Source organism: Bradyrhizobium sp. IC3195, from assembly GCF_020193585.1.
Taxonomy (GTDB): Bacteria; Pseudomonadota; Alphaproteobacteria; order Rhizobiales; family Xanthobacteraceae; genus Bradyrhizobium; species Bradyrhizobium yuanmingense.
On record NZ_JADYVG010000013.1, the window covers coordinates 84080 to 109725 of the forward strand.

22 protein-coding genes, 1 tRNA gene and 1 pseudogene are annotated in these 25646 nt (G+C 64.8%); 10 read left to right on the forward strand and 14 right to left on the reverse strand.

The window, feature by feature from the left end; genetic code table 11:
• Positions 1-65: 65 nt before the first annotated feature.
• From I6F09_RS23570 to I6F09_RS23590, 5 genes and pseudogenes are all read right to left on the reverse strand, one after another.
• Positions 66-1919 (reverse strand): sigma-54-dependent Fis family transcriptional regulator, encoded by a 1854-nt coding sequence (locus tag I6F09_RS23570; protein WP_225189152.1) that lies wholly within the window; start codon positions 1917-1919, stop codon positions 66-68.
• A 96-nt stretch (positions 1920-2015) separates the two neighbouring features.
• Entirely contained in the window at positions 2016-5321 is a 3306-nt protein-coding gene (locus I6F09_RS23575) for a carboxyl transferase domain-containing protein (protein WP_225189153.1), read from the reverse strand.
• Positions 5322-5329: 8 nt separating this feature from the next.
• A complete protein-coding gene (locus I6F09_RS23580; protein ID WP_225189154.1) occupies positions 5330-7051 on the reverse strand; it encodes an AMP-binding protein in 1722 nt (573 codons plus the stop codon).
• Between the two features lie 145 nt (positions 7052-7196).
• The gene (locus I6F09_RS23585) at positions 7197-7868 is read right to left on the reverse strand and encodes an aspartate/glutamate racemase family protein (protein ID WP_225189155.1); all 672 of its coding nucleotides are present in this window, start codon (positions 7866-7868) and stop codon (positions 7197-7199) included.
• A gap of 12 nt (positions 7869-7880) precedes the next feature.
• A pseudogene (locus I6F09_RS23590) lies at positions 7881-9562 on the reverse strand (cache domain-containing protein).
• A 288-nt stretch (positions 9563-9850) separates the two neighbouring features.
• On the opposite strand from I6F09_RS23590, the gene I6F09_RS23600 reads away from it, so the two are divergent.
• A complete protein-coding gene (locus I6F09_RS23600; protein WP_036009636.1) occupies positions 9851-10351 on the forward strand; it encodes a hypothetical protein in 501 nt (166 codons plus the stop codon).
• Between the two features lie 14 nt (positions 10352-10365).
• A complete protein-coding gene (locus I6F09_RS23605) occupies positions 10366-10836 on the forward strand; it encodes a hypothetical protein (RefSeq protein WP_225189156.1) in 471 nt (156 codons plus the stop codon).
• A 3-nt stretch (positions 10837-10839) separates the two neighbouring features.
• On the opposite strand, the gene I6F09_RS23610 is transcribed toward I6F09_RS23605, so the two are convergent.
• Positions 10840-11439 (reverse strand): TetR/AcrR family transcriptional regulator, encoded by a 600-nt coding sequence (locus tag I6F09_RS23610; protein WP_036009632.1) that lies wholly within the window; start codon positions 11437-11439, stop codon positions 10840-10842.
• Positions 11440-11597: 158 nt separating this feature from the next.
• On the opposite strand from I6F09_RS23610, the gene I6F09_RS23615 reads away from it, so the two are divergent.
• On the forward strand, positions 11598-11975 hold the full coding sequence (locus I6F09_RS23615) for a tautomerase family protein (RefSeq protein ID WP_225126730.1): 378 nt from the start codon (positions 11598-11600) through the stop codon (positions 11973-11975).
• Between the two features lie 37 nt (positions 11976-12012).
• Here I6F09_RS23615 and I6F09_RS23620 read toward each other — a convergent pair whose 3' ends face one another.
• From I6F09_RS23620 to I6F09_RS23630, 3 genes are all read right to left on the reverse strand, one after another.
• Positions 12013-12882 (reverse strand): DUF1989 domain-containing protein, encoded by an 870-nt coding sequence (locus I6F09_RS23620; protein WP_225189157.1) that lies wholly within the window; start codon positions 12880-12882, stop codon positions 12013-12015.
• Between the two features lie 76 nt (positions 12883-12958).
• Positions 12959-13888 carry a GTP-binding protein gene (locus I6F09_RS23625; protein WP_225142157.1) on the reverse strand — a complete coding sequence of 310 codons (930 nt, stop codon included), beginning with the start codon at positions 13886-13888 and terminating at the stop codon, positions 12959-12961.
• 3 nt (positions 13889-13891) lie between these two features.
• Positions 13892-15457 (reverse strand): amidohydrolase family protein, encoded by a 1566-nt coding sequence (locus I6F09_RS23630; RefSeq protein WP_276573741.1) that lies wholly within the window; start codon positions 15455-15457, stop codon positions 13892-13894.
• Between the two features lie 839 nt (positions 15458-16296).
• On the opposite strand from I6F09_RS23630, the gene I6F09_RS23635 reads away from it, so the two are divergent.
• From I6F09_RS23635 to I6F09_RS23655, 5 genes are all read left to right on the forward strand, one after another.
• The gene (locus tag I6F09_RS23635; RefSeq protein WP_225151809.1) at positions 16297-16743 is read left to right on the forward strand and encodes a hypothetical protein; all 447 of its coding nucleotides are present in this window, start codon (positions 16297-16299) and stop codon (positions 16741-16743) included.
• Positions 16744-16881: 138 nt separating this feature from the next.
• Positions 16882-17865: an alpha/beta fold hydrolase gene (locus I6F09_RS23640; protein WP_225151811.1), complete on the forward strand. Its 984-nt coding sequence runs from the start codon at positions 16882-16884 to the stop codon at positions 17863-17865.
• A 189-nt stretch (positions 17866-18054) separates the two neighbouring features.
• A complete protein-coding gene (locus I6F09_RS23645; protein WP_036009608.1) occupies positions 18055-18525 on the forward strand; it encodes a YbaK/EbsC family protein in 471 nt (156 codons plus the stop codon).
• Positions 18526-18707: 182 nt separating this feature from the next.
• On the forward strand, positions 18708-19127 hold the full coding sequence (locus I6F09_RS23650; RefSeq protein WP_225189158.1) for a CBS domain-containing protein: 420 nt from the start codon (positions 18708-18710) through the stop codon (positions 19125-19127).
• A 273-nt stretch (positions 19128-19400) separates the two neighbouring features.
• Positions 19401-19811, forward strand: coding sequence for a hypothetical protein (locus tag I6F09_RS23655; RefSeq protein WP_225189159.1), 411 nt, complete (start codon positions 19401-19403; stop codon positions 19809-19811).
• Between the two features lie 311 nt (positions 19812-20122).
• On the opposite strand, the gene I6F09_RS23660 is transcribed toward I6F09_RS23655, so the two are convergent.
• The 3 genes from I6F09_RS23660 to I6F09_RS23670 all read right to left on the reverse strand — a co-directional run bounded on the left by I6F09_RS23660 (position 20123) and on the right by I6F09_RS23670 (position 21432).
• A complete protein-coding gene (locus tag I6F09_RS23660) occupies positions 20123-20851 on the reverse strand; it encodes a hypothetical protein (protein ID WP_225189160.1) in 729 nt (242 codons plus the stop codon).
• Positions 20852-20955: 104 nt separating this feature from the next.
• Positions 20956-21030 (reverse strand) — tRNA-Glu (locus tag I6F09_RS23665).
• A gap of 57 nt (positions 21031-21087) precedes the next feature.
• Positions 21088-21432 (reverse strand): hypothetical protein, encoded by a 345-nt coding sequence (locus tag I6F09_RS23670; RefSeq protein ID WP_225189161.1) that lies wholly within the window; start codon positions 21430-21432, stop codon positions 21088-21090.
• Here I6F09_RS23670 and I6F09_RS23675 point away from each other — a divergent pair.
• Positions 21431-22438 (forward strand): RluA family pseudouridine synthase, encoded by a 1008-nt coding sequence (locus I6F09_RS23675; RefSeq protein WP_225189162.1) that lies wholly within the window; start codon positions 21431-21433, stop codon positions 22436-22438. The two genes, I6F09_RS23670 and I6F09_RS23675, sit on opposite strands and share 2 nt — an antisense overlap.
• 218 nt (positions 22439-22656) lie before the next feature.
• On the forward strand, positions 22657-23556 hold the full coding sequence (rpoH, locus tag I6F09_RS23680) for an RNA polymerase sigma factor RpoH (protein WP_036009602.1): 900 nt from the start codon (positions 22657-22659) through the stop codon (positions 23554-23556).
• Positions 23557-23677: 121 nt separating this feature from the next.
• On the opposite strand, the gene I6F09_RS23685 is transcribed toward rpoH, so the two are convergent.
• Positions 23678-24304: an N-acetylmuramoyl-L-alanine amidase gene (locus I6F09_RS23685; protein WP_225189163.1), complete on the reverse strand. Its 627-nt coding sequence runs from the start codon at positions 24302-24304 to the stop codon at positions 23678-23680.
• Between the two features lie 33 nt (positions 24305-24337).
• Complete coding sequence (locus I6F09_RS23690; protein ID WP_225189164.1) at positions 24338-25537, reverse strand: GGDEF domain-containing protein; 1200 nt, start codon at positions 25535-25537, stop codon at positions 24338-24340.
• Positions 25538-25646: the final 109 nt, after the last annotated feature.

Sequence of the window (25646 nt, forward strand, 5' to 3'; positions counted from 1 at the left end):
CCTCACCCGTCTCGCCGCGGCGCGGCGAGCCACCCTCTCCCACAAGGGGAGAGGGGAAGAAAGAGCTACTGCGCCGTCTCGATCTTCAACTGCTTGATCTTGCGATAGAGCGTCGCGCGGCTGAGCTTCAGTGCGCGCGCGGCTTCCGTCACGCGGCCATCATGCTTACGTAGCGCCGCGACAATCGTCGCACGCTCGGCTGCTTCGAGATCAGGCTCCGTCCGTCCGTCAAACGGCGGCAGATCGAGATCGGCATCGGTGATGACGCCATCTTCCGCCGTGCAGCCGGCGAGCCGCAGCACGTGGCGGAGCTGGCGCATGTTGCCGGGAAACGGGTAGGCCGCGAGCTGCGACCATGCCTCCTCCGAGAGCCGGCAGCTCGGCGCCTCCTCGTGCGCGATCTGGCGGATGATGTCGTCGCGGTCGGCGCGCTCGCGCAAGGCGGGCAGGCGCACTTCGATGCCGCGCAGGCGAAAATAGAGGTCGGCGCGGAAGGCCCCCGCTTCCGCCATGCGGCCGAGATCGCGATGCGTGGCGCTGATCAGGCGAATATCGACGGTGACGGGCTTGAGCGCGCCGAGCGGCCAGACCTCGCGGTTTTCCAGAACGCGCAACAGGCGCGTCTGCAAGCCAATCGGCATGTCGCCGATCTCGTCGAGGAACAGCGTACCGCCGTCGGCCTGCACGATCAGGCCCTTCGAACCCTCGCGCCGCGCGCCGGTGAAGGCGCCCGCCTCGTAGCCGAACAGCTCGGCGTCGATCAGGCTTTCCGGCATCGCCGCGCAATTGAGCGCGACATAATTGTTGCGCGCGCGGTTGCTCGCACCGTGAATGGCCCGCGCGAACACGTCCTTGCCGACGCCGGTCTCGCCATGCAGCAGCACCGGCAGATTGTGGTCGCCGATGCTCCGCAGCCGTTTGACGCTTCGGATCAGGCCGGGGTCGCGGCCGGCGAGCCGGTGCAACGCATCAAAGCGATCGACTTGCGCATCGCGGCGCGGCGCATGCGATCTCGCACGCAGGGGCGGAGCAACATGCCCCTGCCCCAACGGACGGCCGTCGCCATGGCGCAGCTCGACGATCTCGCCGCTGCCACGCGCAGCGTGATGGTCGAACTTGAGGTAGCGCGACAGGTCGATGCCGGAGGCGATCATGCCGTCGGTGAGGCCGAGCAGCGCACGCGCCGAGCGGCAGGCGCCGACGATGCGGCGGTCGTCATCATAGGCGACGAGGCCGCTGCCGCCGTCACCGGGCACGGTGGCGATCCAGGCATTGCGGAAATGCCCGCGGAAGATCGCACCCTCCATCCGCCGCGTCGCCTCCATCGTCACCGCAAGTGCAAGCTGATGCGCGGCGCGCTCCAGATCCTCACGGCAGGAGGTGATGTTGACGGCACCGGCGAGCCGGCCGACCGGATCGAACAGCGGCGCCACCGCGCAGGAGAACATGTGCCATTGCGCCCGAAAATGCTCGTCGCGATGCACCAGGATCGGCTTCTGCTCGGCCAGCGCGGTGCCGAGCCCATTGGTGCCCTCGCAAGCCTCGGCGAAGTTCGAGCCGGTGTAGATCTTCCAATCCAGAAACATCCTTGCATCGGCTTCGCCCGGCAGACGGCTGAACAGCATGGTCGCGTTGACATCGGCGAGATTGACGCAGTAGCCGGCGTCGTGCAGCACACGGGCGAGATCGTCGAGCTCGGGCGTGACGAGCCGGATCGTCTCCTCCATCGGCTCGGCGACATGGCGGATTTCGGCTTCGGTGAGCGTCTGCGGTGGGCCCTGGCGGGCGGGATCGAGCTTGTGGTTGACGAGGCAGCGCCGCCAGGAACTCGCAATCCGCGAGGAGGCATCGACGTCGGCCACATGATTGGCGACGGACAAGACACGGGCGACATGGTTCGAGGCCGAGAGGCTGGCCATCGCGGACGTCTCCACCCTGTATTATTGTGCAAAGTCTGGCAGCAAAGGCGGGGATGTCAATCGGGAACCGGGAAAGCAGCTATTGCTGCACCGCCCTCACCACGTGTCGATGCACGGCCGCTTCTTCGCCGTCCTCGGCTCGGGCTTCGGCACCGTGCGCAGACCGGCCATGATCCAGCGCCGCGTCTCGGCCGGGTCGATGACGTTGTCGATCTCGAACACGGAGGCGATCGAGACCGCCTTGCCGTTGGCATAGAGCTCGGCGACCTTGTTGCGGTAATAGGTCTCGCGCTCCTCGGGATCGGCGATCGCCTCCATCTCCTTGCGGAAGCCGAGGCGGACGTAGCCCTCCAGGCCCATGCCGCCGAACTCCCCGGTCGGCCAGGCCGCGGTGAAGAACGAGGCGTGGAAGCCGCCGCCGATCATCGATTGTGCGCCGAGACCATAGCCCTTGCGCAGCACGATGCCGAACAGCGGCACGGTGAGGCTGGCGCCGGTCACGAACATGCGTGAGACGTGGCGCACGATCGCGGTCTTCTCCGCCTCGGGGCCGACCATGAAGCCGGGCGTGTCGCACAGCGAGACAACAGGCAGATCGAAGGCGTCGCAGAGCTGGAGGAAACGCGCAGCCTTGTCGCCGGCATCGGCATCGATTGCGCCGCCGAGATGGCGCGGATTGTTGGCAATCAGGCCGAACGGCTTGCCTTCGATTCGGATCAGTGCGGTGATCATGCCGACGCCGTAGTCGCGGCGCAGCTCCAGCACGGAATCCTTGTCAGCGACGAGGTCGATCACGCTGCGGATGTCATAGACGCGCAGGCGGTTCTCGGGGATGGCGCGGCGGAGCAGGCGCTGGTCAGCAGCCTCCCAATCTGCCACCGCACCCTGGAAATAGGACAGATATTTTTGCGCGACGCGGGTCGCTTCCTCCTCGTCCTCGACCAGGATGTCGATGACGCCGTTCGGCGACTGGAATGATACGGGGCCGACCTCGGCCGGATGATAGACACCGAGGCCGCCGCCCTCGATCATGGCAGGACCGCCCATGCCGATCGAAGCGTTCTTGGTGGCGATGATGACATCGCAGCAACCGAGCATCGCGGCGTTGCCGGCGAAGCAATAGCCGGAAACAACGCCGACGACAGGCACAAGGCCCGAGAGCCGCGCGAACTGCACGAAGGACGGCCCGTCGAGGCCGGTCATGCCGAGCCGGTCGGTGTCGCCGGGCCGGCCGCCGCCGCCTTCGGCATAGAACACCAGCGGCACGCGCCAGTCTTCCGCCAGCGTCAGCATGCGGTCGATCTTCTTGTGGTTCATGTGGCCCTGCGTGCCCGCGAGCACGGTGTAGTCATAGGCGACGACGATGCAGCGCGCGCCTTCGGGCCCGAACTTCTCGGCATTGACCGTGGCGACGCCCATGACGAGGCCGTCCGCCGGCGTGTTCTTGATGAGATCGTCGAGCTTGCGACGGCGGCGCTGCGCCGCGATCGCGAGACTGCCGTACTCCATGAATGAGCCGTCGTCGACGAGCTGGGCGACGTTCTCGCGCGCGGTGCGCTGGTTGGTGTTGCGGCGGCGCTCGACCGCAGCGGGGCGGTTCTCGTCGAGCGTGTTGGCCTGGCGGGCGATCAGCTCGGCAAGATCGGGACGGATATGGTCGAGATCGATGTCGGCTTCTGCCGTTGTGCTGTCGGCGGCGACATCGAGCGGCTCGAGATAGAGGATCGGCTCGCCATGCATCAGCGTGACGCCGTCACCTGCGACGAGTTTTGTCACCCGCCCGCCCTGCTCGGCCATGACGAGGTGCTCCATCTTCATGGACTCGATCACGGCGAGTTGCTGGCCGGGGCGGACGATCTCGCCTTTCTTCACCTGGATGGTGACGATGGTTCCCTGCAAGGGCGCCGCGACCATCACCGTGCCTTCAGGTACGGCTGGCGCGACATGCACCTCCGCGCTGTGACCGGCGCCACGCTCGGCCGCGGCGAAGTAAAGCGGCTTGGCGGCACCATCCGATGCTTCCACGAGCCTGGCAATGTTGCGGTCGATGAAATCAGTCGCGATGCGGTTGGTCCTGAAATCGGGATGTGCGAGCACCGCCTGAAGAAACGCGATGTTGGTGACGACGCCATCGATCCGGAACTCGCGTAGCGCACGCGAGGCTTTCGCGACGACGTCATGCCAGGCCTCGCTCGGCGTGTGCACGATCACCTTGGCAAGCAGCGAATCGAAGGCCGCGCTGGTCTTGTAGCCGGCATAGCCGAAACTATCGACGCGCACGCCGGGGCCCGACGGCGGCTCGAATACCGCGAGCACACCGCCGGTCGGATGGGTGGCGCCTGACACGTCCAGCGTCTCCATGTTGACGCGCAGCTGCATGGCATGGCCGCGCGGCTTCGGGATCGATGCCTGCGCAAGACCGAGCGAGCTCAATGTGCTGCCTGCGGCGACCGCGAGCTGGGCGCGGACGAGATCGACGCCGAGCACCTCTTCGGTCACGGTGTGTTCGACCTGGAGACGCGGGTTGGCCTCGATGAAGGCGAAGCTGTCCTCGGCGGTTCCGTCGACCAGAAACTCGAACGTGCCGAGATTGTCGTAAGACGCGGCGCCCGCCAGCTGCTTTGCCGCTTCGATGATGCGGCCGCGCAGGGCATCGCTCAATGACGGGCTCGGCGCCACCTCGATCAGCTTCTGGTGCCGGCGCTGGATGGTGCATTCGCGTTCCCAGAGATGGGAGATCGCACCATGGCGGTCGCCGATGATCTGGACCTCGATGTGGCGCGCCTGCCGGATCAGCCGCTCGGCATAGACGCCCTCGAAGCCGAACGCCGCCTTGGCCTCGGATTGGCAGCGCGCATAGGCTTCCGAAAGATCGGACGCGTTCTCCACCACGCGCATGCCGCGGCCGCCACCGCCCGCCATCGCTTTGATCACGATCGCAGCATTGCTGCCGAGCGAGGTGAAGAATGCCGTGATCTCCTCGAGGCTCGACGGCCCGCTGGTGCCGGCAATGATCGGCACGCCGCAGCGTTTGGCAAGCTGACGTGCCGCAACCTTGTCGCCGAACAGCTCGAGCGCAGCCGGTTTCGGCCCGACGAAGGTGATTCCGGCGTCGGCGCAGGCTTTCGCGAAAGCCGCGTTCTCGCTGAGGAAGCCATAGCCGGGATGCACGGCATCGCAAGCTGCGCTCTTGGCCGCCATCACCACGGCCTCGATGTCGAGATAGGCCCGTGCGCCGCGGCCGGGGATCTCGATCGCCTCGTCCGCAACGCGCCCGTGCAGCGACAACGCATCGTCGGCAGGATGGATCGCGACCGTTGCAATGCCGGCATCGGCCGCCGCGCGTGCGATGCGGATGGCGATCTCGCCGCGATTGGCGATCAGGAGCTTCTTGAACGACATCGTCTCTCTCACTGGACGGCAGCAGGATTTGGAATGAGGTCCTGCTTCCTGACCTTGCCCGTTGCCGTCAACGGCAGCGCATCGATAACGCGGACTTCCGGAACCTTGTAGACGGCCATGCGCTCGGCGCACCAGGCGCGCAGTTCCTGTTCTGAGACCGTGCCGATCGCTTCCGGCTTGAGCTGGATGTAAGCGACCGGCACCTGGCCCTTGTCCGGATCATCACGGCCGACCACGCCCGAGCCCAGCACCTTCGGATGCTGCCCCAGCAACGCCTCGATCTCCGGCGGAAACACGCTCATGCCCTTGACCTTCAGCATCTCCTTGCGCCGGCCGAGGAAGTGCAGAAAGCCGTCCTTGTCGATGGTGCCGATATCGCCGGTGCGCAACCAGCCGTCGACGAGCGATTCCGCCGTCGCCTCGGGCTTGTTCCAGTAGCTCTTGAGCAGCGACGGCGTACGCACGCGGATCTCGCCTTCGGCTCCCAGCGGCAGCAGCGCACCGGTCTCGAAATCGGTGATCTTGAACTCGGCGCCGGGGACCGGCAGGCCGACGAAGATCGGCTGGCTGTTGAGGTCGAAATCCCCGTCCTGAAAGCCAGCGGTGAAAGTATTGGAGGTGTGGGTCTCGGTCATGCCCCAGGCCGCCTCCATCAGGATCGTGCCGGTGAGATCCTTCCAGCGCCTGCGATAGCCGGCGTTGAGCTTCTTGACGAAGGAGACCACGCGCACCTGTTGCAGCGACGACAGGTCGAACTCGCTCCAGCGCGGATGGTCCATCATCTCGACCGCGCTGTCGACCGGCATCGCCGTCATCGTGACCTTGTACTTGTCGATCGCCGCCATCGCGCCGACAGCGTCCCAGCGCGCGAGCAGAACCAGCGTGCCGCCCGAGAACAGCGGGAAGATCAGACCGGAATTCTCGCCCGCAATCCAGAACTCCGGAAAGAACGACAGGAACACGCTGCTCTCATCCGAGGGAAACGAGATGCCGTAATTGGCGGCGGCCGTGTAGACCATATCGCGATGGGTATGGACGCAACCCTTGGGCATGCCGGTGGTGCCGCCGGTGTAATTGAGCGCGGCGACATCATCGAGGTGGGGCGGCGGCAGCGGGGTCGGTGCGGGCAGTGCCGCGAGCGCCGGCAGGAGATCAGTTGCGCCGGAGACCGCAACGCGAGGCGTGCGGATCGAGTCCGGCGCGGGAAACGCAGGCGCCGCCGGCACGACATCGGCGAAGCTGGTGACGATGATCTCGCGCAGGCGCACCTCGCCGCGGACCTGATCAACGATAGGAATGAGCTGGTCGAGCGCGACGATCACCTCGGCCTCGGTGTCGTTGAGCTGGTAGGACAATTCGAACGCGCGCGACAGCGGGCTGATGGGAACGTGGATCGCGCCGAGCTTCAGGATGCCGAAGAACACGACGTGGAATTGCGGGCAGTTCGGCAGGAAGACGGCGACGCGATCGCCCTTGCGCACGCCCTTTGCCTGCAACAGCGCCGCAAAGCGATCGCTCTTCTGATCGAGATCGGCATAGGTGGTCACATGCCCGTAGAAGATCACCGCGGGCCGCTCCGGACTCCGCTTTGCCCAGGTGCGCAGATATTCCGTCAGGGGAACTTCGCCGTGCAGATAGTTCGGCGAGCGCGGCAGGCCCTTCGGCCAGGCCTTGTCCCACAGGCCGCGCAAGGTGGCGAGGTAGTCATTCTCGTCGAGGCCCTTGTTCATGACGTCCTTCCCGTGTTGCTTTTCTTTTCGCGAGGGACGCAGGCAGCATCGCTCGACCTCGTTACACGTCGAGCACCGCAGAGTTCATGTCAAGGAAAACAGTTTTCCGCAGCACGGCCGATGCCGCGGCGCGGAAAAACCGGGGCTACGCCGCGACGAGACGAATGATCCGTCGCACGGCAGATGGGATCGGGGCGATGATTGGCGCCGCGAACATCGGCTGAAGCTCGCGCGCCGCTTCACCCAGCGGCCCGCCGCCGATGATGACCGCTTCCGCTCTGTCTCGCACAATGCAGGCCTCAACCGCGCCGGCGAGCGCTGCGCGCAGCTGCGCCGGATCGCGCATCAGCTGTTGCGGATCACCATCGGCGAAGCGCGTGCCGGTGTAGCTCGCGCGCAAGCCCAGCGTATCAGGCAATGCATCGATCTTCGCTTTCAGCAACGGCGTCGTGGTCGCCACGCCGAACCGGCGACCGTTCCCGGCGCCTTCCAGCATCGCGGATTCGCCGATGCCGACGGCGGGCAGCTTCATCGTCGCCTTGATCCCGGCGAGGCCAGGATCACCGAAAGCCGACACGATGACGCCGTCGCACTCGCCGTCACGGAGACGCGCGATCTCCTCGACCTCCAGCGCAGCCGCCTCCAGCGCGTCCGCCGAGACGATCATCGTGGGCGCACGCGTTGCCGTGGCGCCGACGATGTCGAAACCATCGGCGGCAGCGGACCTTGCGATCGCCACCATCATCGTGGTGGTCGCCTCGTTGCTGTTCGGATTGATCAGGAGGATGCGCGCGCGTCGATCGGAGTTTTGGCCCATCCTCCCGTTATACTAAGCCGCCCGCACGCCCGCAACGAAGGCGCTGACCTCGTCCTGCAGCGATTGCAGCTTGTGCGTCAGCCGGCCGCTCGATTGCAGTACGAGGCCGGCGGCCTGTCCGGTCTCGGCCGTCGCGTCGGTGACGCCGGAGATGTTGTGCGAGACCTGGTCGGTGCCGGAGGCCGCCTCCTGCACGCTGTGCGCGATCGCCTTCGTCGCGGCGCCCTGCTCCTCGACCGCGGCGGCGATCGACGAGGAGATCTCGTTGACCTCCATGATGGTGGCGCGGATGCTCTCGATGTTGCCGACGACCTGATTGGTCTCGGCCTGGATCGCGGTGATCTGCGCGCCGATCTCGTCGGTCGCCTTCGCGGTCTGGCTCGCCAGCGACTTCACTTCGCTCGCGACCACCGCAAAACCCTTGCCGGCCTCGCCCGCGCGCGCCGCCTCGATGGTGGCGTTGAGCGCGAGCAGATTGGTCTGCGAGGCGATCTGGTTGATGAGGTCGATGACCTCGCCGATCTTGTGCGCGGCGGCGGCAAGGCCCTGCACGGTGTCGTTGGTGCGCTGGCCGTCGGCGGCGGCCTTGTCGGCGACCGTCGCGGCCTGTGCCACGCGCTGACTGATCTCGGCGATCGAGGCCGATAATTCGCCGGCGGCGGAGGCCACCGTCTGCACGTTGCTCGAGGCCTGTTGACACGCGGTGGCGACGAAGCTCGCACGGTCACTCGCCTTGTTCGCGGTTTCCGACATGCCCTGCGCCGCCTGCTGCATCGCGCGGGCCTCGTCGAAGACGTCGCGAACGACGGCCTGGACGCTCGCCTCGAACTTGCCGGCGAGATCGGTCATGGTCTTGCGCTTCTCCTCGTCGGCCTTCTGCTTCAGCTCCTGCTGCTCGGCATGCATCCGGCTCACCGCCGATCCATTGTCCTTGAACACGGCGAGCGCCTTGGCGAGGCCGCCGACCTCGTCGCGGCGGTCGGTGTAGGGCACGTCGAAGGCGCTGTCGCCGGCGGCAAGGCGCTCGGTCAGCGCGGTGATCCGGGCCAGCGGCCGGGTGACGCTGCGGCCGATCAGGAAGGAGGCGCCGAGCACCACGACCAGCACAGCGAGACAAATATAGGCGAAGGTCATCGCGTTCTGGCGGAAGGCGGCATCGACATCGTCCAGATAGATGCCGGTGCCGATGATCCAGCCCCAGGGCGCAAAGCCCTTCACATAGGAGATTTTCCCGACCGGCTGGTCGAAGCCGGGCTTCGGCCAAAGGTAGCCGTAGAAGCCCGCACCCTGCTTGTTGACGACGTCAACGAAGCCCATGAACAGCGCATTGCCGGCGGGATCCTTCATCCCGGACAGATCCTTGCCGTCAAGCTCGGGCCTGATCGGATGCATGACCATCTTGGGGTCATGTCGTTGATCCAGAAATACTCGACCTTGTCGTAGCGCAGACTCTTGATCTCGGCCATCGCGCCGCCCTGCGCCTGCTCGCGCGAGAGCTTTCCTTCGCCCTCGAGCTTCTGGTAGTGCGCCAGGATGCCGTAGCCAACATCGACCATCTGCTGCGTCTTGGCCTGACGGTCGGCGACCATCTGCGTGCGCAGGGTCGAGAGGGCGACCGGCGCCAACGCGATCATGCCGAGGAGGCTGATGCCGACAATCAGGACCAGCTTGAAACTGATGCGGGAGAAAATCATCGGTGCTCACAGGAATTGGAAGGGCTGATATGCCAGATTATCCCGCGTCTCTTAGCAAAGCTTTAAGCATTCGGGTTCCCGACACTCCGAAATTTTGCGGGTTACCGGCACGCTCGTATGGCCACGAGACAAGCAAGACCGACCTCACCCGAGATACGAATTCTTCCAATCTAGAACACCTCGACATCGCCTCTCCGCGCGTTGACTTGGAGAGCTCTCTGGCAGAACGATCGGCGCAGATCATCCGCGCCAGCGCTGGCGTGAGCGCAGCCGGAGGCCGAAAGCACAATGCATCGATCGACATACACCAGGCCCGTCGACCTTCCTGCGCTGAGCGCAGCGGAGCGTCTCTTCATCTGGGGATTTCGGGCGAAGGCGCGTAGCGGAAGCGCCGTCCCGACGGCGGCCGATATCCAGCAGGTGTACGACCATTTTCGCGTCGGCGATGCCGTGCTGTCGCTGGATTCCATCATCGAGATCTTTGCCTGCACCGCGCATACCGCGATCGAAGTGCACTGCCCCACCTGTCCGCGCATGTCCGACAGCGAGCGCGGAATCTTGCGCGCGATTGCCGCGGCCCAGCAGGACCGCGTCGATGTCGCGCGCGAGCAGTTCGAGCGCTGGCTGCCGCCGATCGGCGCCGATTGGGCGCTCGCGCCGGTCCTGGGGCTTGCGACGATCTTCCGCATGGCCGGCCTCGTCCTGCCCGACCGGCACGTGCAGCCTGTCGAGCATGACGGGATGTTGGCGATGAAGAGCTGGTTCGTGGGCAGCGCGACGTTGCATTGACGAGATCGTTCACGATGCGGGCCAGTTGCGATTCTGAGCCGACGTCGGACGCTGGTGAGCCGCTGCTCTGTCCACTCCAGGCCGCGCTTGCGACCCGGCCGGACATCGACAGCTACGATGATTTTTCCCGCCTCGCGCTGGCGCTGCTCCGCTTCATCGGAGCGGCCTATGCGACCGGCGCATCGGATTGCTGGGAAGCGGCCTATCGCTTTGCCGAGGAAGCGCCCGGCATTGCCGACAGCCCGCTGCTGGTCGCGCGCGCGGCCGCGCTCGTCAGGATCCTGCGCAGGGAGCGGCCCTGCGAGCTGTGCTTCATGCCGCCGTCCTGCAGGCGGCTTTCCAAGGACGAGGCGGAATTGATGCGACTGCTGGCGGTCGCGCGCCGCAAGCCGCCGGGCGAGCTCGAATCCACCGTTGGCCAGCTCGTTGGCTCCGGCAAGGAGGATGCTGCGACACGCGCGGTCAACGCGCTCGCGCTGTGCTGACACCTATCCGCCATTCCTGCCGAGCACGAGATCGATCGTGTGCGCGGCGATCTTGCGCAATTGGGGCTCGTCCCCGAAGGCACGCTCGAGCACGGCGAGGCCGCGCGTCACGGTGACGATCTGCAGCGCCGCAGCCGCGGGATTGCCGTCGAACTCGCCCCGCGCCGCGCCAGCGGCCAACGTGTCCTGAAGCAGTGCGGTGATGCGCGAGATCAGGTTCGCAAAAGCCTGGCGCGCGTTGTCGTCGAGCCCCTCGCCTTCGGCGCCGCCGAGCTCCATCAGCCCGCGCGTCGTCGGACAGCCGCGCGGCGGTGTGCCCGAGCGGAAATTGGTGATGGTCAGATCGAAGAACGCGGTGAGGCGCTTGCGCAAGGAACCTGCCCCGAGCGCCTTTTGCAGCTTGGCGAGATAATCCCCCGCGTAGCGTTCATAGGCCTGCAGGAATAGCGCCTCCTTGCTGCCGAAGGCATTGTAGAGACTCCCGCGCTGGACCGCCGCATCGCGCGCAATGTCGGACAGCGAGGTGCCGCGCACGCCCTTGCGCCAGAACTGGTCGAACGCGATGCGCAGAACCTCGTCATGATCGAACTCGCGCGGTCTCAAGCTTGGCTCCGCAAAGTATTTGACATGACGTCAAGAACATGCTTTCTCGACATCGTGTCAAAAACTGATCAAGATTGATAGTCCGTTTTTCTCAATTGGCCGAGCCGGCGGCGTTCACATCGCCGTGTCGGCCGGGGCCGCATGCAAAGGGCCGCGTGATGCCTCTCCTCCACATTTCGATGCGCGCCGGTAAGCCGCAAAGCTACCGGCAGGCGATTCTGGACGGACTTTACCGCGCGATGCGCGACGCCCTGAACGTGCCCGAAGGCGATGCGTTCATGGCCATCACCGAGCATGAGCCGGCCAACTTCCGCTGCGGCAATGCCTACGGCGTCGAGCGCAGCGAAGACGCCCTGCTGATCCAGATCACCGTGTTCGCCTCGCGCACGGCCGAGCAGAAGAAGGCGCTGTATCGCCGGATCGCCGACCTGCTCGGCGAGAACCCGGGGATCAGGCCCGAGGACGTGTTCGTCAACGTGCTCGACGCGCCCAAGGAGAACTGGTCCGTCGGTCACGGCATCGCGCAGTTCGCGTGAGGTGCACGGCGACGGATTGCCGGTCGAAGACTGAGATTCAGCGTCCTGCATGCGCACCGTGGTGACGGTGATACGCGCTCGGGGTAGGCCAGGTCCAGCCTTTCAGGGCCGTTCGATCCGGCTCGAAGATTTCGATCTTGAGCGGATGGCATGCCGCGGCATCGCTGGAATGGGTTGCGCTGCAGTCTCCACCCGGACAGGCCGACAGCGCGCCGAGCAGGTCGATCTCCGCGAAGAGCTCGATGAAGTCGCCGGGGCGGACCGGACTTGCCTTCATGAAATATTGGTGCGTATCCCCAGTGAAGCCGGTGCACATGAAGACGTTGAGCACGTCGTGGACATGATGCTCCACTGCGGCCGGATTCGCCTTCAATTCGATGGCGAGGGCGCGGGACAGGTTGGAGTGGCAGCAAAAATCGTAGGCCGTGCCGTTCAGCAGGAGATTTGTATAGGGATCGCAGCGCGTGCCAATCACATCGTGAATGCCGGCGCCGTCGGCGTCGAAGCCGTACCAGCCGAGCGTATCGTGGCTGATGGTCGCCATCGGCCGAAGATAGGGCATATTGCTCCAGAGCCGGTCACCGATGCCGACATGCGTGCCATGGAGCGCCCGCGTCTTGCCGCTGAAGAAGCGCTCGGAGAGATCGTCCGCGTTCCAGATATTGAGGTCGCCGACCTGAGGGCCTTCGATGCTGACGATGCGGAAGAACTGGCCGCGCGCCACGCGAAAGGCACGGGCATCGCGCGGCGGCACGACAAGCTCGTGCGTCTTGACCGCAGCACGGCGGGCTGCTTCGAGCGTAGCCATATCCGGCCCGGGCATCGTCCCGGCCGGATAGACGATGGCCGGCTTGGCAGCGCGGCGCGAGGCGGCATCAGCGGGGGCGAGTGGCATATTTGGCGGCATAGTTCGGCCTCGGATCGACTCGGCAAGAGGAGAGGTGGTGGCTAATGGCGGAAGCGGTTGACCCTACCCCCTCACCTCAGCCGCCGGCAACGCACGCCTCCATGACTTCATCGAGCTCCGCCTTCGAGAGCATGCCAAGCTCGGCAATGAAGACGATGCGCGTCCGCGCCGCGCCCGGTGTCGGCGCATCGCCAGGCGCCAGGGTCGCGCGGCCGGCGGCGAACTGAAACACCATCGTGCGGCCGGGCTGCTCGAGCGTCTCGAACAGGCCCTTGGCGCGCGCCAGCTTCGGCGCAAGGCGGCTGATGGCCTGCTGCAGGCGCGGCAGCGAGACCGGCTTATCCGAGGTCCAGCTCAGTGCCTCGAAGCGCTCCTCCGCCGGCCGTTTCGGTCCCACCTCGCGCGGCGCCGGAGCGCGGTCGGCACCGGCGGGAAACAGCAGCGCGGGCGGAATCTCGCCGTGCTGTGCCTCGACCACCACCGCGGGCACGCGCTGGGCGCGGATGGCGTCACGCATCCGCACCCCCGCGCCCGCGCCCGCCAGATCCAGCTTGCTCAATGCCACGATATCGGCGACGCGCAGCTGCGACCGCATCAGCGCGTCGTCCAGAGCCGAAGGCGGTGTCCCTGCGTCCAACACGCAAAGCACCGTCTCCAGCTGCGCCTCGCGCAGGATCACGGGGTCCATTAGGTTGCGCACGATGTCGGCGGGATCGGCAACGCCACTGGTCTCGATGACGATACAATCGGGCTTGGGATCACGCCGCAGCAGCGTCGAAAGCGTGCGGAGCAGATCGCCCTCGAGCGAGCAGCAGATGCAGCCATTGGCAAGGCTGACCACGCCGTCGCTCGCGCCCGCGATCAGCTCCGCATCGATGTTGATGGCGCCGAAATCGTTGACGACGGCAGCGATCCGCCGCCCCTCCGCATGCGCCAGCAGATGGTTGACGACCGTGGTCTTGCCGGCCCCCAAGAAGCCCGTCACCAGGAGAATGGGGACCGCCATGGATCAGCCCTCGACGATTGGGCGGCGCACGGGCCTGCCCGGCCGCGCGGTCACATCGAGCATGCCGTCGCTGATCAGCACCTGGCCGCTGACGACCAGATGCCGGACGCCCTCAGAGGGCCGGTTCATCGCGGTGAAGGTCGCACGGTCCGAGAGCTTCTCGTAGTCGAACACGACGATGTCGGCATCCGCGTCCTTGGCGAGCCGGCCCTTGCTGCGCATCGCCGGCGTGCTCTGCGAGAGGATCTCCGCCGGGATCAGCGCGCATTTGCGCACGCCTTCCAGCAGCGACACGGCCTTGCGCTCGCGCACCCATTCACGGATGAACTTCGTGAAGCAGCCGGCCGAACGCGGATGCGAGGTGGCGTCATCCGGCAGCGGCCAGGCATCGCCGGTGTAGGTTGAGCCGTCCGACAGCGTCCAAGGCATCGCGTCGGAGGCGATCGCGCCGCCGGGATACAGCACCGACATATCGAGCAGGTCGCGGTGGTGCGCATTGTTCTCGGTGTCGAGAATGTGCCAGAGCACCAGCGAGGACGGCTCCTCCGCCTGCGCCTTCAAGAGCTCCTCACGGTCGTGGAAGCGGTAGCCGTCGGTGACGCGCTGCACGGAATCGTAACCGGTGCCGTTGCGCTCGACGAACTGGGGATCACTGAAGAAGGCCGCGGCCAGCACGGTCGAGCCGGTGCCGTAAGGATAAGCCTCGACCGTGATCGGCAGGCCCTGTCCTTGCGCCTTCTCGATCAGCACGCGGCAACGCTCGACGTCGGTCTTGCTCGACGAGTTGAAATGGCAGATGTGCATGTGCGCGCCGGTGGCGCCGGCATAGCCGATCAGGCGGATATAGGCTTCCACTGCGCTCTCGGGATCGATGCGCGACATGAAGGCGACATGGGTGAAGGTGGGGACGTCCTGGTTCGCGGCCAGCTGGCACACTGCGGTCAGCTCCTGCACGCCGGCGCCGGGCGCATAGGCGTTGAGGATGCCGATGCCGATACCGCCTTCGTTGAGGCCGCGGGCCAGACGCTCGAGAATGCCCGAGACCTCCGCATCGGTTGCGACGTTGTCCATCCAACGGCGGTCGCGCATGGCGTTGCCGAACGCTTCCAGCGAGCTCTCCGCGTTGGACCCCGTCATCGCGCCGATGCGGGCAAAGGCCCAGTTGGTGGCCGCGCCATAATTCAGCACGCGCCCCTTTCGGGCCTGGCGCTCATACCAGGACCCGACCGGCAGCACGCCGGCCTCGAGATCGAGGGTGGTCGTGACGCCGTCGAACGCCTGCATGCGATCGGCCGGGATCGACTGGCCATGGGCATGCAGATCGATGAAGCCGGGCGCCACCACGAGGCCGGTAGCGTCGATCACCCGCTCGGCGCCGCCGAGGCCCGTGCCGACGGCGGCGATCTTGCCGTCCACCACCGCCACATCCCCAACGGCGTCCATCCCGCTCGCGGGATCCACCACCCGGCCGCCAGAGACCACCAAACCGCTCATCTCGTCACTCCGAAAAGCAAATTGCCAGAATCTCCGAAGGCCCGGCAGCAGCTTCGGAGGCGCATCGGCGCGCATAGTGCATATTCTCGTGAGAACGACCACCACCACTGATGCCGATGCAGCATGCTTGCAAGTGAGGCCGGTGAACGCAGGAAGTGTATCGGACCGGAGCCCAACAATGCCGCTGCGTCAGTCCGCCGATCCAATCGGCATACGCTCGCGTTCTCGCGGCGTGATCCGCCCGAGCTATGCTCCGCTTCACACACCCCCTCAAGGAAAGGGCGCAGGGAAGACCGGGCGCCAGCTGGCATCCATAAGACCCCTGCGCTGAACGAATGCACACGCAGTGCACAGGGGAGACACAGGGCAGCCGAAACCAGGCCTTCCCTGCGCGATGGTTTGACGGCCTATGCCGCGCTCTCCCGGGAGCCGAGTTCCTTCTGGCCTCCCTCGCCTCCGCGAAAGTCACGCCTCTCGCGCCGGTTGACGCGATGACGTCTTCGCCAAGGCTTGACCGTAGCAACGACGGCCAGGACCACACGGTTTCGCCGTACGCAGGGGCGCCGTTCGTCTTCGCGGGTCCCGCATGCTCACGAGGTTCATCTCGCCCTGCACGCGCAAGCTCCGCCTTCAACGCCGCCCGCGTCCACCGCAACTTCCAGCCCGCGCTCGAAACGACGTACGACCGCCCCTTGGTGGGCTGGAATGGCCGACACATACGACAAATCCGAATTTCGGTAAAGTGGAATATTTTTGGCGGAAGGGGTTGACAGCGGATCGGGGTGTTTTGCCGTCGACGCCGGGGCAGTTGCCTTCCGGACACGGCGAGGGTTCATTGCCTCGAAGGACGATCCGCTTATACTGTCCGGGCCGATTGCAGACAGCGCGGCATCGGTCCGTTGGCAAGGTGTCCAATGCGCGTGAAATTCGGAGACATCCTCCAGGCTTTTGAGTTCGCCGATATCAGCGGCATTGTGGAGTGCCGCACCTTCGTCTGCAGGCAGACAGGAAAGATCTACTACCAGTTCGATCAGGACGACCTCCAGGAGCTCGAGGACGACGAACTGCCTGACGATATCGAGGACGAGACCAAATACTTGCAGATCCCGAACTCACGAGACCTCGACCTCGGCAAGCCTCTCGTGATTGCCTTCGTCCGCGAGTTCCTGCCGAACGATCTGGACGACGTTCGCTATATTTCAGCAAACGCAGCGCCTATCAGAAGTTCAAGGGCCTGCTCTCCCGACGGGGAGCGATCGATGCTTGGCATGACTACCGCAACAAGGCGAGGGAGCGGGCATTGCGCGATTGGTGCGAGATTCAGGCAATCGAGATCGTCGACTGACCCGCCATTCACTTGAAGGCCACGACATGCGCGAGGCGGCTCCGCCGCGATCTCGCCCCCATTGTCATTCAGAGAGCAGATGGGGCGGCTGTCGGGGCAAAGTTCCCATGGGTTCCCAGTGATAGGTCGACGTCTTCTCCAAACAAATCATTCCATGTCGCGCCGCGCTCTCATCGGCGGTCTCCTGTCGACGGGTAGCGCGCTGGCGCTTGGCGGATGCGCTGGCCTCGGTGCGACCGGCGCGCGCTTCGACGCCTCCTCGCTCTCCGTCGATCCGACGTTGCTTGTCGTCACCACACGCAAGCCCGTGAACGGCGGCCGCGCAAAACCCTGGTTCGGGCCGGAGCGTGCGACGAGCATGACGGTCGCGCGGGCGAAGCTGACGGCGCCGGACGAGAGCCGGCTTTCCCTCGCCTCGGTCGGACTCGAGAACTGGCGTCTCGACCGGATCGAGCCGGTCCCGGCCGACGCCGGCGATCTCGCTGCGCAGGCCGGCGGCGGGGACGTGCTGATCTATGTGCACGGTTTCAAGCAGACATTCGAGACGGCGGTGCTGGATGCAGCCCACCTTTCCGATGGGATCAAGTTCCGCGGCCGGACCATGGCGTTCTCCTGGCCTTCCAAGGCAGGACTGTTCGACTACGCCTATGACCGCGACAGCGCGATGTGGTCGCGCGACAATTTCGAGCGCGTGCTCTCTGCGCTGGTGTCGGCGCCGGGGGCGGGGCGCGTGCACATCGTCGCCCACAGCATGGGAACCATGCTGACCCTCGAAAGCCTGCGCCAGCTCCATGGGAGATACGGCGACACGGTGACGAGCAAGATTGGCGCGGTGGTGTTTGCCGCGCCCGACATCGACATGGACGTGTTCTCGTCGGCGATCCAGCGCATCGGCCCTCTCGCCGGCAAGATCACGGTGATCGCCTCGACCAACGATCGTGCACTGGCGCTGTCGGGGCAGCTCGCCGGCGGCATGACCCGCGTCGGCGCGGCCGAGAAGGCCGCCATCGCAGCGCTCGGTGTGCGCGTGGTCGATGCCTCCCAGGAAGGCTGGGGCATCATCAACCACGATTTGTTCTTGTCGAATACGGAAGTGCAGCGGGTGATCCGCCGCTCGATCGACGGCACGACGGCGTAGGAGAGCGCGGAGCCACGCGAAAAGCCTGCTCCTGCCCACACCCGTTGCGGCTCCGAGGGGAATTGCATTGCAGCTTGCGGATGGAAGACCTATGTTGGGTAGCTAGTCAGGCAGCCGCCCATCGAATGGCGAGAGTCTGCAGGATCGCCTCACGGTGGATGGTTTCCATTCCGCATCGGAGGTGATGCCATGGCCATTGCTCCCACCCTCCAGAAATACCTCGCCGCTGAGAACATCCAGTACGAGGTGATCCCGCACGAACTCAGCATGACGTCCGCCCGAACGGCGCAGGCATGCCATATCTCCGGCGATCGCCTCGCCAAGGGCATCGTGTTGCGGCGCGACGGCGGATACATGCTGGCCGTCTTGCCCGCATCGCATCACCTCCGCCTGTCCGACCTGAGGACAAGCCTCGGCGACAATGTCCACATGGCCAATGAAACCGAGATCAATCGGCTGTTCAGCGACTGTGCACACGGTGCAGTTCCTGCCGTCGGCAAATGCTACGGATTGGATATCATCGTCGACGACAGCCTCGAGGCACAGCCGGACATCTATATGGAAGCCGGCGATCATGAGACGCTGCTTCACATGGGTCACGCGCAGTTTGCGCGCTTGACGGCCAACGCACCGCACGGCCGCTTCAGCGCGCATGACTGAGGACCTGTGCACCGCCCATTGTCCTTGCGGCCCTGGGCGGGAACTCTAGCCGCAAGTTCGCCGTCATACCGTTCCGCAGGGTGGCGGCGAAAGTGTCTGCGCTTTGTCTGGTCGGAGTTCGGAAGATGGGGGTGCCGCTGCATTGCATCAACGCACTTGAAACCCACGAACGGAGGCTCGCCATGAAAGTCAAAGACGTGATGCACAAGGGTGTCGACTGGGTCAGCCCCGACACCCCAATCACCGAGATTGCCAAACTGATGCGGGCACATGACATCGGCTGCATTCCGACTGGCGAGGATGACAAGCTGGTCGGAATGGTGACCGACCGCGACATCGTCTGCAAAGGACTCGCGAGCCACAGCTTCGATGCCGGCCGCGCGACGGCACGTGACGTGATGACCGAGGGCATCCATTGCTGCCGCGAGGACGATGACCTCGCCAAGGCGATGCATCATATGGAGAAGCTGCAGGTCCGCAGGCTGCCGGTGATCAACAAGAGCAAGCGGATGGTCGGCATCATCAGCCTGGGTGACGTCAGCCATTCCTCATCGGGTGACATGCTCACCGAGACCGTCAGAAGCGTTTCGGCGCATCACTGAAGTTACGGCCAAGACGTATGGCCAGGGCTCCTCTCGCGATCCCCGCTCGAACAGGCGTTGAGGGGGAGCCTGAGTCATGCGCTCGTCGTGCAACCATCGCGCGGCGCAGGAGCACGTCGCGAGGATACCATGCGCTTTTGCGCGCGATACTGAAGAGTACTACAATGTCAAATGCTAGCGCGAAGCGCCGACTGGCGCGGCGGCTAACGGCAACTAGTCGGTCAGCCCTTACGCTGCGTCCACAGCGCCCCCGATGCACAGGAGGGACGCACGATGCCCATCACGATTCCGGACGCGAACAACCTACCCATCGCCAAGCATCGTAGGCGACACAAAAAGCCGATCAACCGACCCATGACACAGGAAGAGCGCGACGCACTCCAATTCGAAGCAATCAAAGCTGAATTTGACTGGAGCAACGATGAATGGGCCGCGACGTGGTTGCCCTGGGTGCGATTGGCCGCGATCCATGTAGCCGGCGATCAGGACAAACTCAAAGAACTAATGGCCGGCTTTGTTAAGGACGGCGAGGCCGGGAATATTCTCGAAGGCTTGACGCGCACGCGAATGCACCTCGAGACATTGCACAAGCTCGTGGACGCCGCACTCGGCCGATCATTTATTGTGTTGGAGCGTCTGGGCTACTCGCCGGATAATCTCCCGCCAGACGGTCGCGTCCACTAGCAGTGTTTATGGAATTTGAGCCTTAGGCCGCCTGTTCGACGCGCCCATCATCAGAGACGATTTGCAATGACAGTGCATAAGACGCGCCGAGGCAAGCTGGTGCACATCTCCGCCAGCCATTTAGTGCACTGTCACCGTAATCTGCTCACAGAGTTCAGCAAGCCATTCACTGCAAATGGGTGCCGAGGCACAAGCGACGCCACATGAAATGATGGCCGTTGGCGGCCATCGAGCGCTGGAAGAGGTCGAACGTTACACTAACGCGGCAAATCGGAAAAAAATGGCTGATGTGGCAATGGCGAAGCTAACCGCTATATCGGGTTGGCGTTTGACCACATCTGACGGTAGCTCTCCAACTTTAGCGTCGCGGGCTCGGCTTCAAAGCGAGCTATTGATGCGGGCGCCCGCTCGGCTAGATCTTTGAACGATTGGGTCACGATCCACACCTGTTGATCATCCACCACGATCAATCGATCATGCAATAATCGAGGTGGCGTTAAGCGAGCAGCCAGCGGGCGAGTTGAGAATTGTTGGGTCCACCGCTCAACTGCGGGCTTCAACGATGGCTTTACGTAGTAGGCATCCGAGAGAATTTGAAGTTGAACATGCTCGGGCGCTAATGGAAGGAAATCCCGAAGCAGCTTTTCATCGGCATACGGATCGACGATCAAGAGGCTGTTTTTGGCACTTTGGAAAACACGCGCGACAGCGGCAAGTGCATCGAAGGGGTTTCCGGCTGCGATGTATGATCCTTGCAGGCCGGCCGGTAGCGTCGCTTCTAACCGCGCAAGGGTCCGAAACAAAATGCTGCGGACTTTTTCGACCGCCATGCCATGCATTGAGATGTTGGTATTCCCAATGATGGTGTCCATCGCGGTCACGAAGGCAATAGCGTCGGCCGGGTGGCCGCCTTGCTCTACCAAGACGGAGGCCCGGGCTAGCCATGTTGCCTGATCGGCGTCGTGCCCAGGCAGGTTGTAGAAGTCCGGCAATGTATCGAGAAGATTTCGTACTTGGAAATAGATGCGTTCTGTATCCACGCTGCAGGTTCCGCAGGTATGAAGTGAGAACATTCGCTGTCCCACCTAACTCGTGGGTGAGACAACTAGGCCAAAAAAGGGAAATCAAACGCGAGTTAAGCGCGTGGCGCTCCCTAGGGGAATCGAACCCCTGTTTCAGCCTTGAGAGGGCCGCGTCCTAACCGCTAGACGAAGGGAGCGTGAGGGCTAGCCAATAGCCTCGAAATTTGTCCGCCGCAAGGACCCCGACGGGCCTTTTACGGCTCATTGGCGAATTTCAGCCGTCCGGTGGGCTTCAGGGTATGGGCATCGAAGGTGCGGATCTCGATGACCCCGCCGATATCCAGCGTGACCGCCAGGCGATCGCCGGCAACCCCGGTCGAGACGATTCTGGCGCCCTTGGGCAGGGTGGCGGTGACATCGCTCGCCGGCTCGGCCGCCCTTCCCTCCGACTTGAAAAGGCGGTAGCCCACCGCGATCAGCACGGCGCAGAACGCCAGCGCCGTGGTCAACCCCGCGATCAGCATCATCCGCCGCACCCGCGCGAACAGCGCGGCCTGCTCGGGGGTCGGTTCGGGAACAGCGGTATCAGACGTCGTCATGGAAAGCTCTGGGTCAGCGCAAAGGTTGGAGGTTGTGGTCGAAGGCTCCGAGGGCTCGGCCCGGCTCGACCGCGTGCTGGCGGCGCGCCTGCCGGAGCTGTCGCGATCGAGGCTGAAAGCCCTGATCCTGGCGGGCGCAGTGCGCCTGAAGGCCTCCGCGGTCCGCGACCCCGCTTATCACGTCGCATCCGGCGATACGATCATAATCGACGTGCCGGAAGCGGCGCCCGCCGAGCCCAAGGGGGAGGAGATCGCCCTCGATATCGTGTTCGAGGACGACGACATCGTTGTCCTCAACAAGCCCAAGGGCCTCGTCGTGCACCCCGCGGCCGGCCACGAGACCGGCACCCTGGTGAATGCGCTGATCGCCCATTGCGGCAGCTCGCTCTCCGGCATCGGCGGAGTGCGCCGGCCCGGGATCGTGCACCGGCTCGACAAGGACACGACGGGGCTGATGGTGGTTGCCAAGAACGATCTCGCCCACGCCTCATTGACGGCGCAATTCGCCGATCACGGCCGCACCGGCGCGATGCGGCGCGGCTACATGGCATTCGCCTGGGGCGTGCCGAACCGGCATCGCGGCACCGTCGATGCGCCGATCGACCGGCATCCGCATGCGCGCGAGAAGATGGCCGTGCGCCAGGGCGGCCGCGAGGCGGTGACGCATTGGGAAATCCTGGAGAGCTTTCATGGACGCGACGGCAAGGCCGTCGCCACCCTGCTCGCCTGCGAGCTCGAGACCGGCCGCACCCATCAGATCCGCGTCCATCTCGCCCATATCGGCCACCCGCTGATGGGCGATGCCGTCTATGGCCCGCATTTCAAGACCAAGGCCAACCAGCTCGGCCCCGAGTCGCAGGCAGCTTTGGCGGCGCTGGGGCGGCAGGCCTTACATGCTTACCTGCTGGTATTGCAGCACCCGAGGACGGGAGAATTACTGCACTGGGAGGCGCCTTTGCCGGAGGATTTGCTTCTCCTGGAACGTGCGCTCAAGGCGGCGCTATGACGCAGGCCGCTTCAGAAAGCCTTTACATTACAAAAAGTTATAGCTGCCACACGGGGACGTGACGTCAGCAATCCTTCCCTTTTTGACCCCCGATGGGGTATATTGCGTCTGCGTTGAAATGACCAACGCGGAACATCGCAGCTACGGCCGGCTTTAACACAGCGGTCGTCTGCCTGGCCCGCCGCTATCGGGGGCCTGAACCTTTTGGAGGGCGCACTATGGCCCGTACCGCTGCTTTGCCGGTCCTCAATGGAGAATCCGGCCTTTCTCGCTACCTCGCCGAGATCCGCAAATTCCCGATGCTGGAACCGCAGGAGGAGTACATGCTCGCCAAGCGTTGGCGTGAGCATGACGATCGCGACGCGGCACACCAACTCGTCACCAGCCATCTCCGCCTCGTGGCCAAGATCGCCATGGGCTATCGCGGCTACGGCCTGCCGATCTCCGAGGTCGTCTCGGAAGGCAATGTCGGCCTGATGCAGGCGGTGAAGCGATTCGAACCCGAGAAGGGGTTCCGTCTCGCCACCTACGCCATGTGGTGGATCAAGGCGTCGATTCAAGAGTACATCCTCCGTTCGTGGTCGCTCGTGAAGATGGGCACCACCGCGAACCAGAAGAAGCTGTTCTTCAACCTGCGCAAGGCGAAGAGCAAGATCAACGCGCTGGACGAAGGCGATCTCCGCCCCGACCAAGTCAAGTTGATCGCCAAGCGCCTCGGCGTCACCGATCAGGACGTGATCGACATGAACCGCCGCCTCGGCGGCGATGCGTCACTCAACGCACCGATCCGCGACGATGGCGAAGCCGGCGAATGGCAGGACTGGCTGGTCGACAACACGCCCAACCAGGAAGCCATGATGGCGGAGCACGAGGAGTATGATCACCGCCGTGACGCGCTGAACGGCGCCATGGGCGTGCTCAACCCGCGCGAACGCCGCATCTTCGAGGCCCGCCGCCTCGCCGATGAGCCGATGACGCTGGAAGACCTTGCTGCCGAGTTCGGCGTGTCGCGCGAGCGCGTCCGCCAGATCGAGGTCCGCGCCTTCGAGAAGGTGCAGTCCGCGGTCAAGGGCACGATCGCAAAGGCCGAACAGGCCGCGCTGGAAGCCGCGCATTAAGCGCGGCGGCTCAGCGCCAGAGATTGGCGGATCGAAAGAGACGAAAAGCCGGCGGCAACGCCGGCTTTTTTGTTGGTGTGATGCGAACTGCGCCCGATAGCGGTGCGTGTGGGCACACCGCCTACTCCCCCCATTGCCTTGCCATCGTCGCGAGCGTGCAGCCTTCGCAATAGCGGGCGTCCTTGTAGTCGATCCAGTTGTGCGCGTAGACCCGCTCGAGCGGGATGTCGTAGCGCGCGCGCAGCACTTTCACGAGGATCCTCCACGCCGCGACCTGTGCCTCGGTCGGCCCCGCCGTCACGTCGGGATAATTGCCGGCGAACTCGACGCCGATCGAATTGTCGCGCACCACCTGGCGGTAGGTCGGACGGTTGTCGATGTACTTGTTGTCGTTGCGGTTGGCGCCGTCGCCGTGGGTCGGCACGAGGTTCTCGGCGACCGCCCAATAGACCGTGCCGTCGGTCTCAACCCAGACCGTGACGCCGCGCCGCGTCGGGTTCTTCGCCTGGGCCTGCGCGCCGCCGCGGGCAGAGCCCGCAGGTCCCTCGGTCTGGTGCACGATGATGTTGCGCCAGGGTCTTGCGTTGCGGACCTCGCCCCAAGGCGCCAGCCAGACGATCTTCAGGCCGGGAATGACGGGCGTGCCGGAGGCGCGCGCGAGCCTGGCGAGCTCGGCATCCGCAGCAGCGGCGGGGACGATCGGAAGGAGAGCGGCCAACACGGCCGCGAGCAGGCGAAATATCATCATGCAGGGTCCAATGCGACCCAAGCCTAACAGGCTTTACGCGAATGTCCTCACCGTCCCGACAGACTCGGGCGATAACGGCGGGGTGGGGTCATAGACCGCAAAATCGTTCTTGCCGTTCTTCTTGGCCGCATAGAGGGCATGGTCGGCATTGGCCATCAGGCGGTCCGGGAATTCCCCGATGCCGCGATCCCACTCCGCAACCCCGATCGAGATCGCGATCGGAATGTCGCGGCCGCTGCAGCTGACGGCATCCTGCCGGCAGACCTCAAGCACGCGGCGGGCGATCGCGGCAGCCTCGCGCAGCGACGAGGACGGCAGCACGATGCAGAACTCGTCGCCACCGGTGCGGGCGAGCATGTCGCCGGGCCGCAGGCGCGTCTGCGCCATCAGGGTGAAGTGCTTGAGGCAGGCATCGCCGGCGGCATGGCCATGGGTGTCGTTGATGGTCTTGAAGCCGTCGAGGTCGATCAGCAGCAGCGAGAACGGCTCACCGCTGCGCCCCGAACGGGCGCATTCCTCGGTCAGGCGCTGCAAGAGATGCCGCCGGTTGGCAACGCCGGTGAGATCGTCGAGCAACGCGAGGTCGGCAACCTCGCCCCGCAACCGGTCCATCGCCATCAGCAGGAAACCGAAATTGAGCGTCATCGACAGGAACAGCAGCACGAGCACCATGATCGCATGGGCCTGGCCGCCGGCGCGCGCCGAGAGATCGTAGCCGAGCAGATTGCCCACGGTGCGCACGAGCAGGATCGCGATGATGCTGAGGATGACGATGCCGGACAGCTTGGCGCCCGGACTGACGCGGCCTTCCGGCGACAACAACAGACGCAGCGCCAGCATCAGCGGCAGGGCCTGACCGAACGTGTAGCTGAGCATGCGCAGCTGCATGTGCTCGAATCCGACCATGAAGAGCACGACGCCGACAAGGCTCAAGCACCCCGTCGCGGTCATCAGGCGCCACGAGACCGGCCGGTCGTAGAAGCGCTGAATTCCCATGGCGGCAAGGCAGCTCGCAGCGATGACACCGCCGGCGCCGAGCAGCAGCGGCAGGGGAGAGGCGACGAACAGACGGATCAAGGCCGTCATCGCGCCGGCGGCACCGACGAAGGCCGATGCCATCCAGAACCGCGCAGCCGCGAAATTCGGATAGGAACGCGTCACGTAGGCCCAGATCACGCCGAGCGCCAGGAAGTTGACGACGAAGACCGTCCACAATGTCGGTACGTTCAGCATGACGCGTACAGCACGCGCAGCGTCCCGCCCCCCGATCCCGGCAGCCGTCCGTCCATGACCCATCCCCGTTTTCTTGCGGAAGACAATGCGATGGTTGCGCTTAATGGAG

Bases quoted from the DNA above. Each gene is read 5' to 3' on its own strand.
- I6F09_RS23570 (WP_225189152.1), bottom strand. From the start codon at position 1,919: ATGGCCAGCCTCTCGGCCTCGAACCATGTCGCCCGTGTCTTGTCCGTC.
- I6F09_RS23575 (WP_225189153.1), bottom strand. From the start codon at position 5,321: ATGTCGTTCAAGAAGCTCCTGATCGCCAATCGCGGCGAGATCGCCATC.
- I6F09_RS23580 (WP_225189154.1), bottom strand. From the start codon at position 7,051: ATGAACAAGGGCCTCGACGAGAATGACTACCTCGCCACCTTGCGCGGC.
- I6F09_RS23585 (WP_225189155.1), bottom strand. From the start codon at position 7,868: ATGGGCCAAAACTCCGATCGACGCGCGCGCATCCTCCTGATCAATCCG.
- I6F09_RS23600 (WP_036009636.1), top strand. From the start codon at position 9,851: ATGCATCGATCGACATACACCAGGCCCGTCGACCTTCCTGCGCTGAGC.
- I6F09_RS23605 (WP_225189156.1), top strand. From the start codon at position 10,366: ATGCGGGCCAGTTGCGATTCTGAGCCGACGTCGGACGCTGGTGAGCCG.
- I6F09_RS23615 (WP_225126730.1), top strand. From the start codon at position 11,598: ATGCCTCTCCTCCACATTTCGATGCGCGCCGGTAAGCCGCAAAGCTAC.
- I6F09_RS23620 (WP_225189157.1), bottom strand. From the start codon at position 12,882: ATGCCGCCAAATATGCCACTCGCCCCCGCTGATGCCGCCTCGCGCCGC.
- I6F09_RS23625 (WP_225142157.1), bottom strand. From the start codon at position 13,888: ATGGCGGTCCCCATTCTCCTGGTGACGGGCTTCTTGGGGGCCGGCAAG.
- I6F09_RS23630 (WP_276573741.1), bottom strand. From the start codon at position 15,457: ATGCGCGCCGATGCGCCTCCGAAGCTGCTGCCGGGCCTTCGGAGATTC.
- I6F09_RS23635 (WP_225151809.1), top strand. From the start codon at position 16,297: ATGCGCGTGAAATTCGGAGACATCCTCCAGGCTTTTGAGTTCGCCGAT.
- I6F09_RS23640 (WP_225151811.1), top strand. From the start codon at position 16,882: ATGTCGCGCCGCGCTCTCATCGGCGGTCTCCTGTCGACGGGTAGCGCG.
- I6F09_RS23645 (WP_036009608.1), top strand. From the start codon at position 18,055: ATGGCCATTGCTCCCACCCTCCAGAAATACCTCGCCGCTGAGAACATC.
- I6F09_RS23650 (WP_225189158.1), top strand. From the start codon at position 18,708: ATGAAAGTCAAAGACGTGATGCACAAGGGTGTCGACTGGGTCAGCCCC.
- I6F09_RS23655 (WP_225189159.1), top strand. From the start codon at position 19,401: ATGCCCATCACGATTCCGGACGCGAACAACCTACCCATCGCCAAGCAT.
- I6F09_RS23675 (WP_225189162.1), top strand. From the start codon at position 21,431: ATGGAAAGCTCTGGGTCAGCGCAAAGGTTGGAGGTTGTGGTCGAAGGC.
- I6F09_RS23670 (WP_225189161.1), bottom strand. From the start codon at position 21,432: ATGACGACGTCTGATACCGCTGTTCCCGAACCGACCCCCGAGCAGGCC.
- rpoH (WP_036009602.1), top strand. From the start codon at position 22,657: ATGGCCCGTACCGCTGCTTTGCCGGTCCTCAATGGAGAATCCGGCCTT.
- I6F09_RS23685 (WP_225189163.1), bottom strand. From the start codon at position 24,304: ATGATGATATTTCGCCTGCTCGCGGCCGTGTTGGCCGCTCTCCTTCCG.
- I6F09_RS23690 (WP_225189164.1), bottom strand. From the start codon at position 25,537: ATGCTGAACGTACCGACATTGTGGACGGTCTTCGTCGTCAACTTCCTG.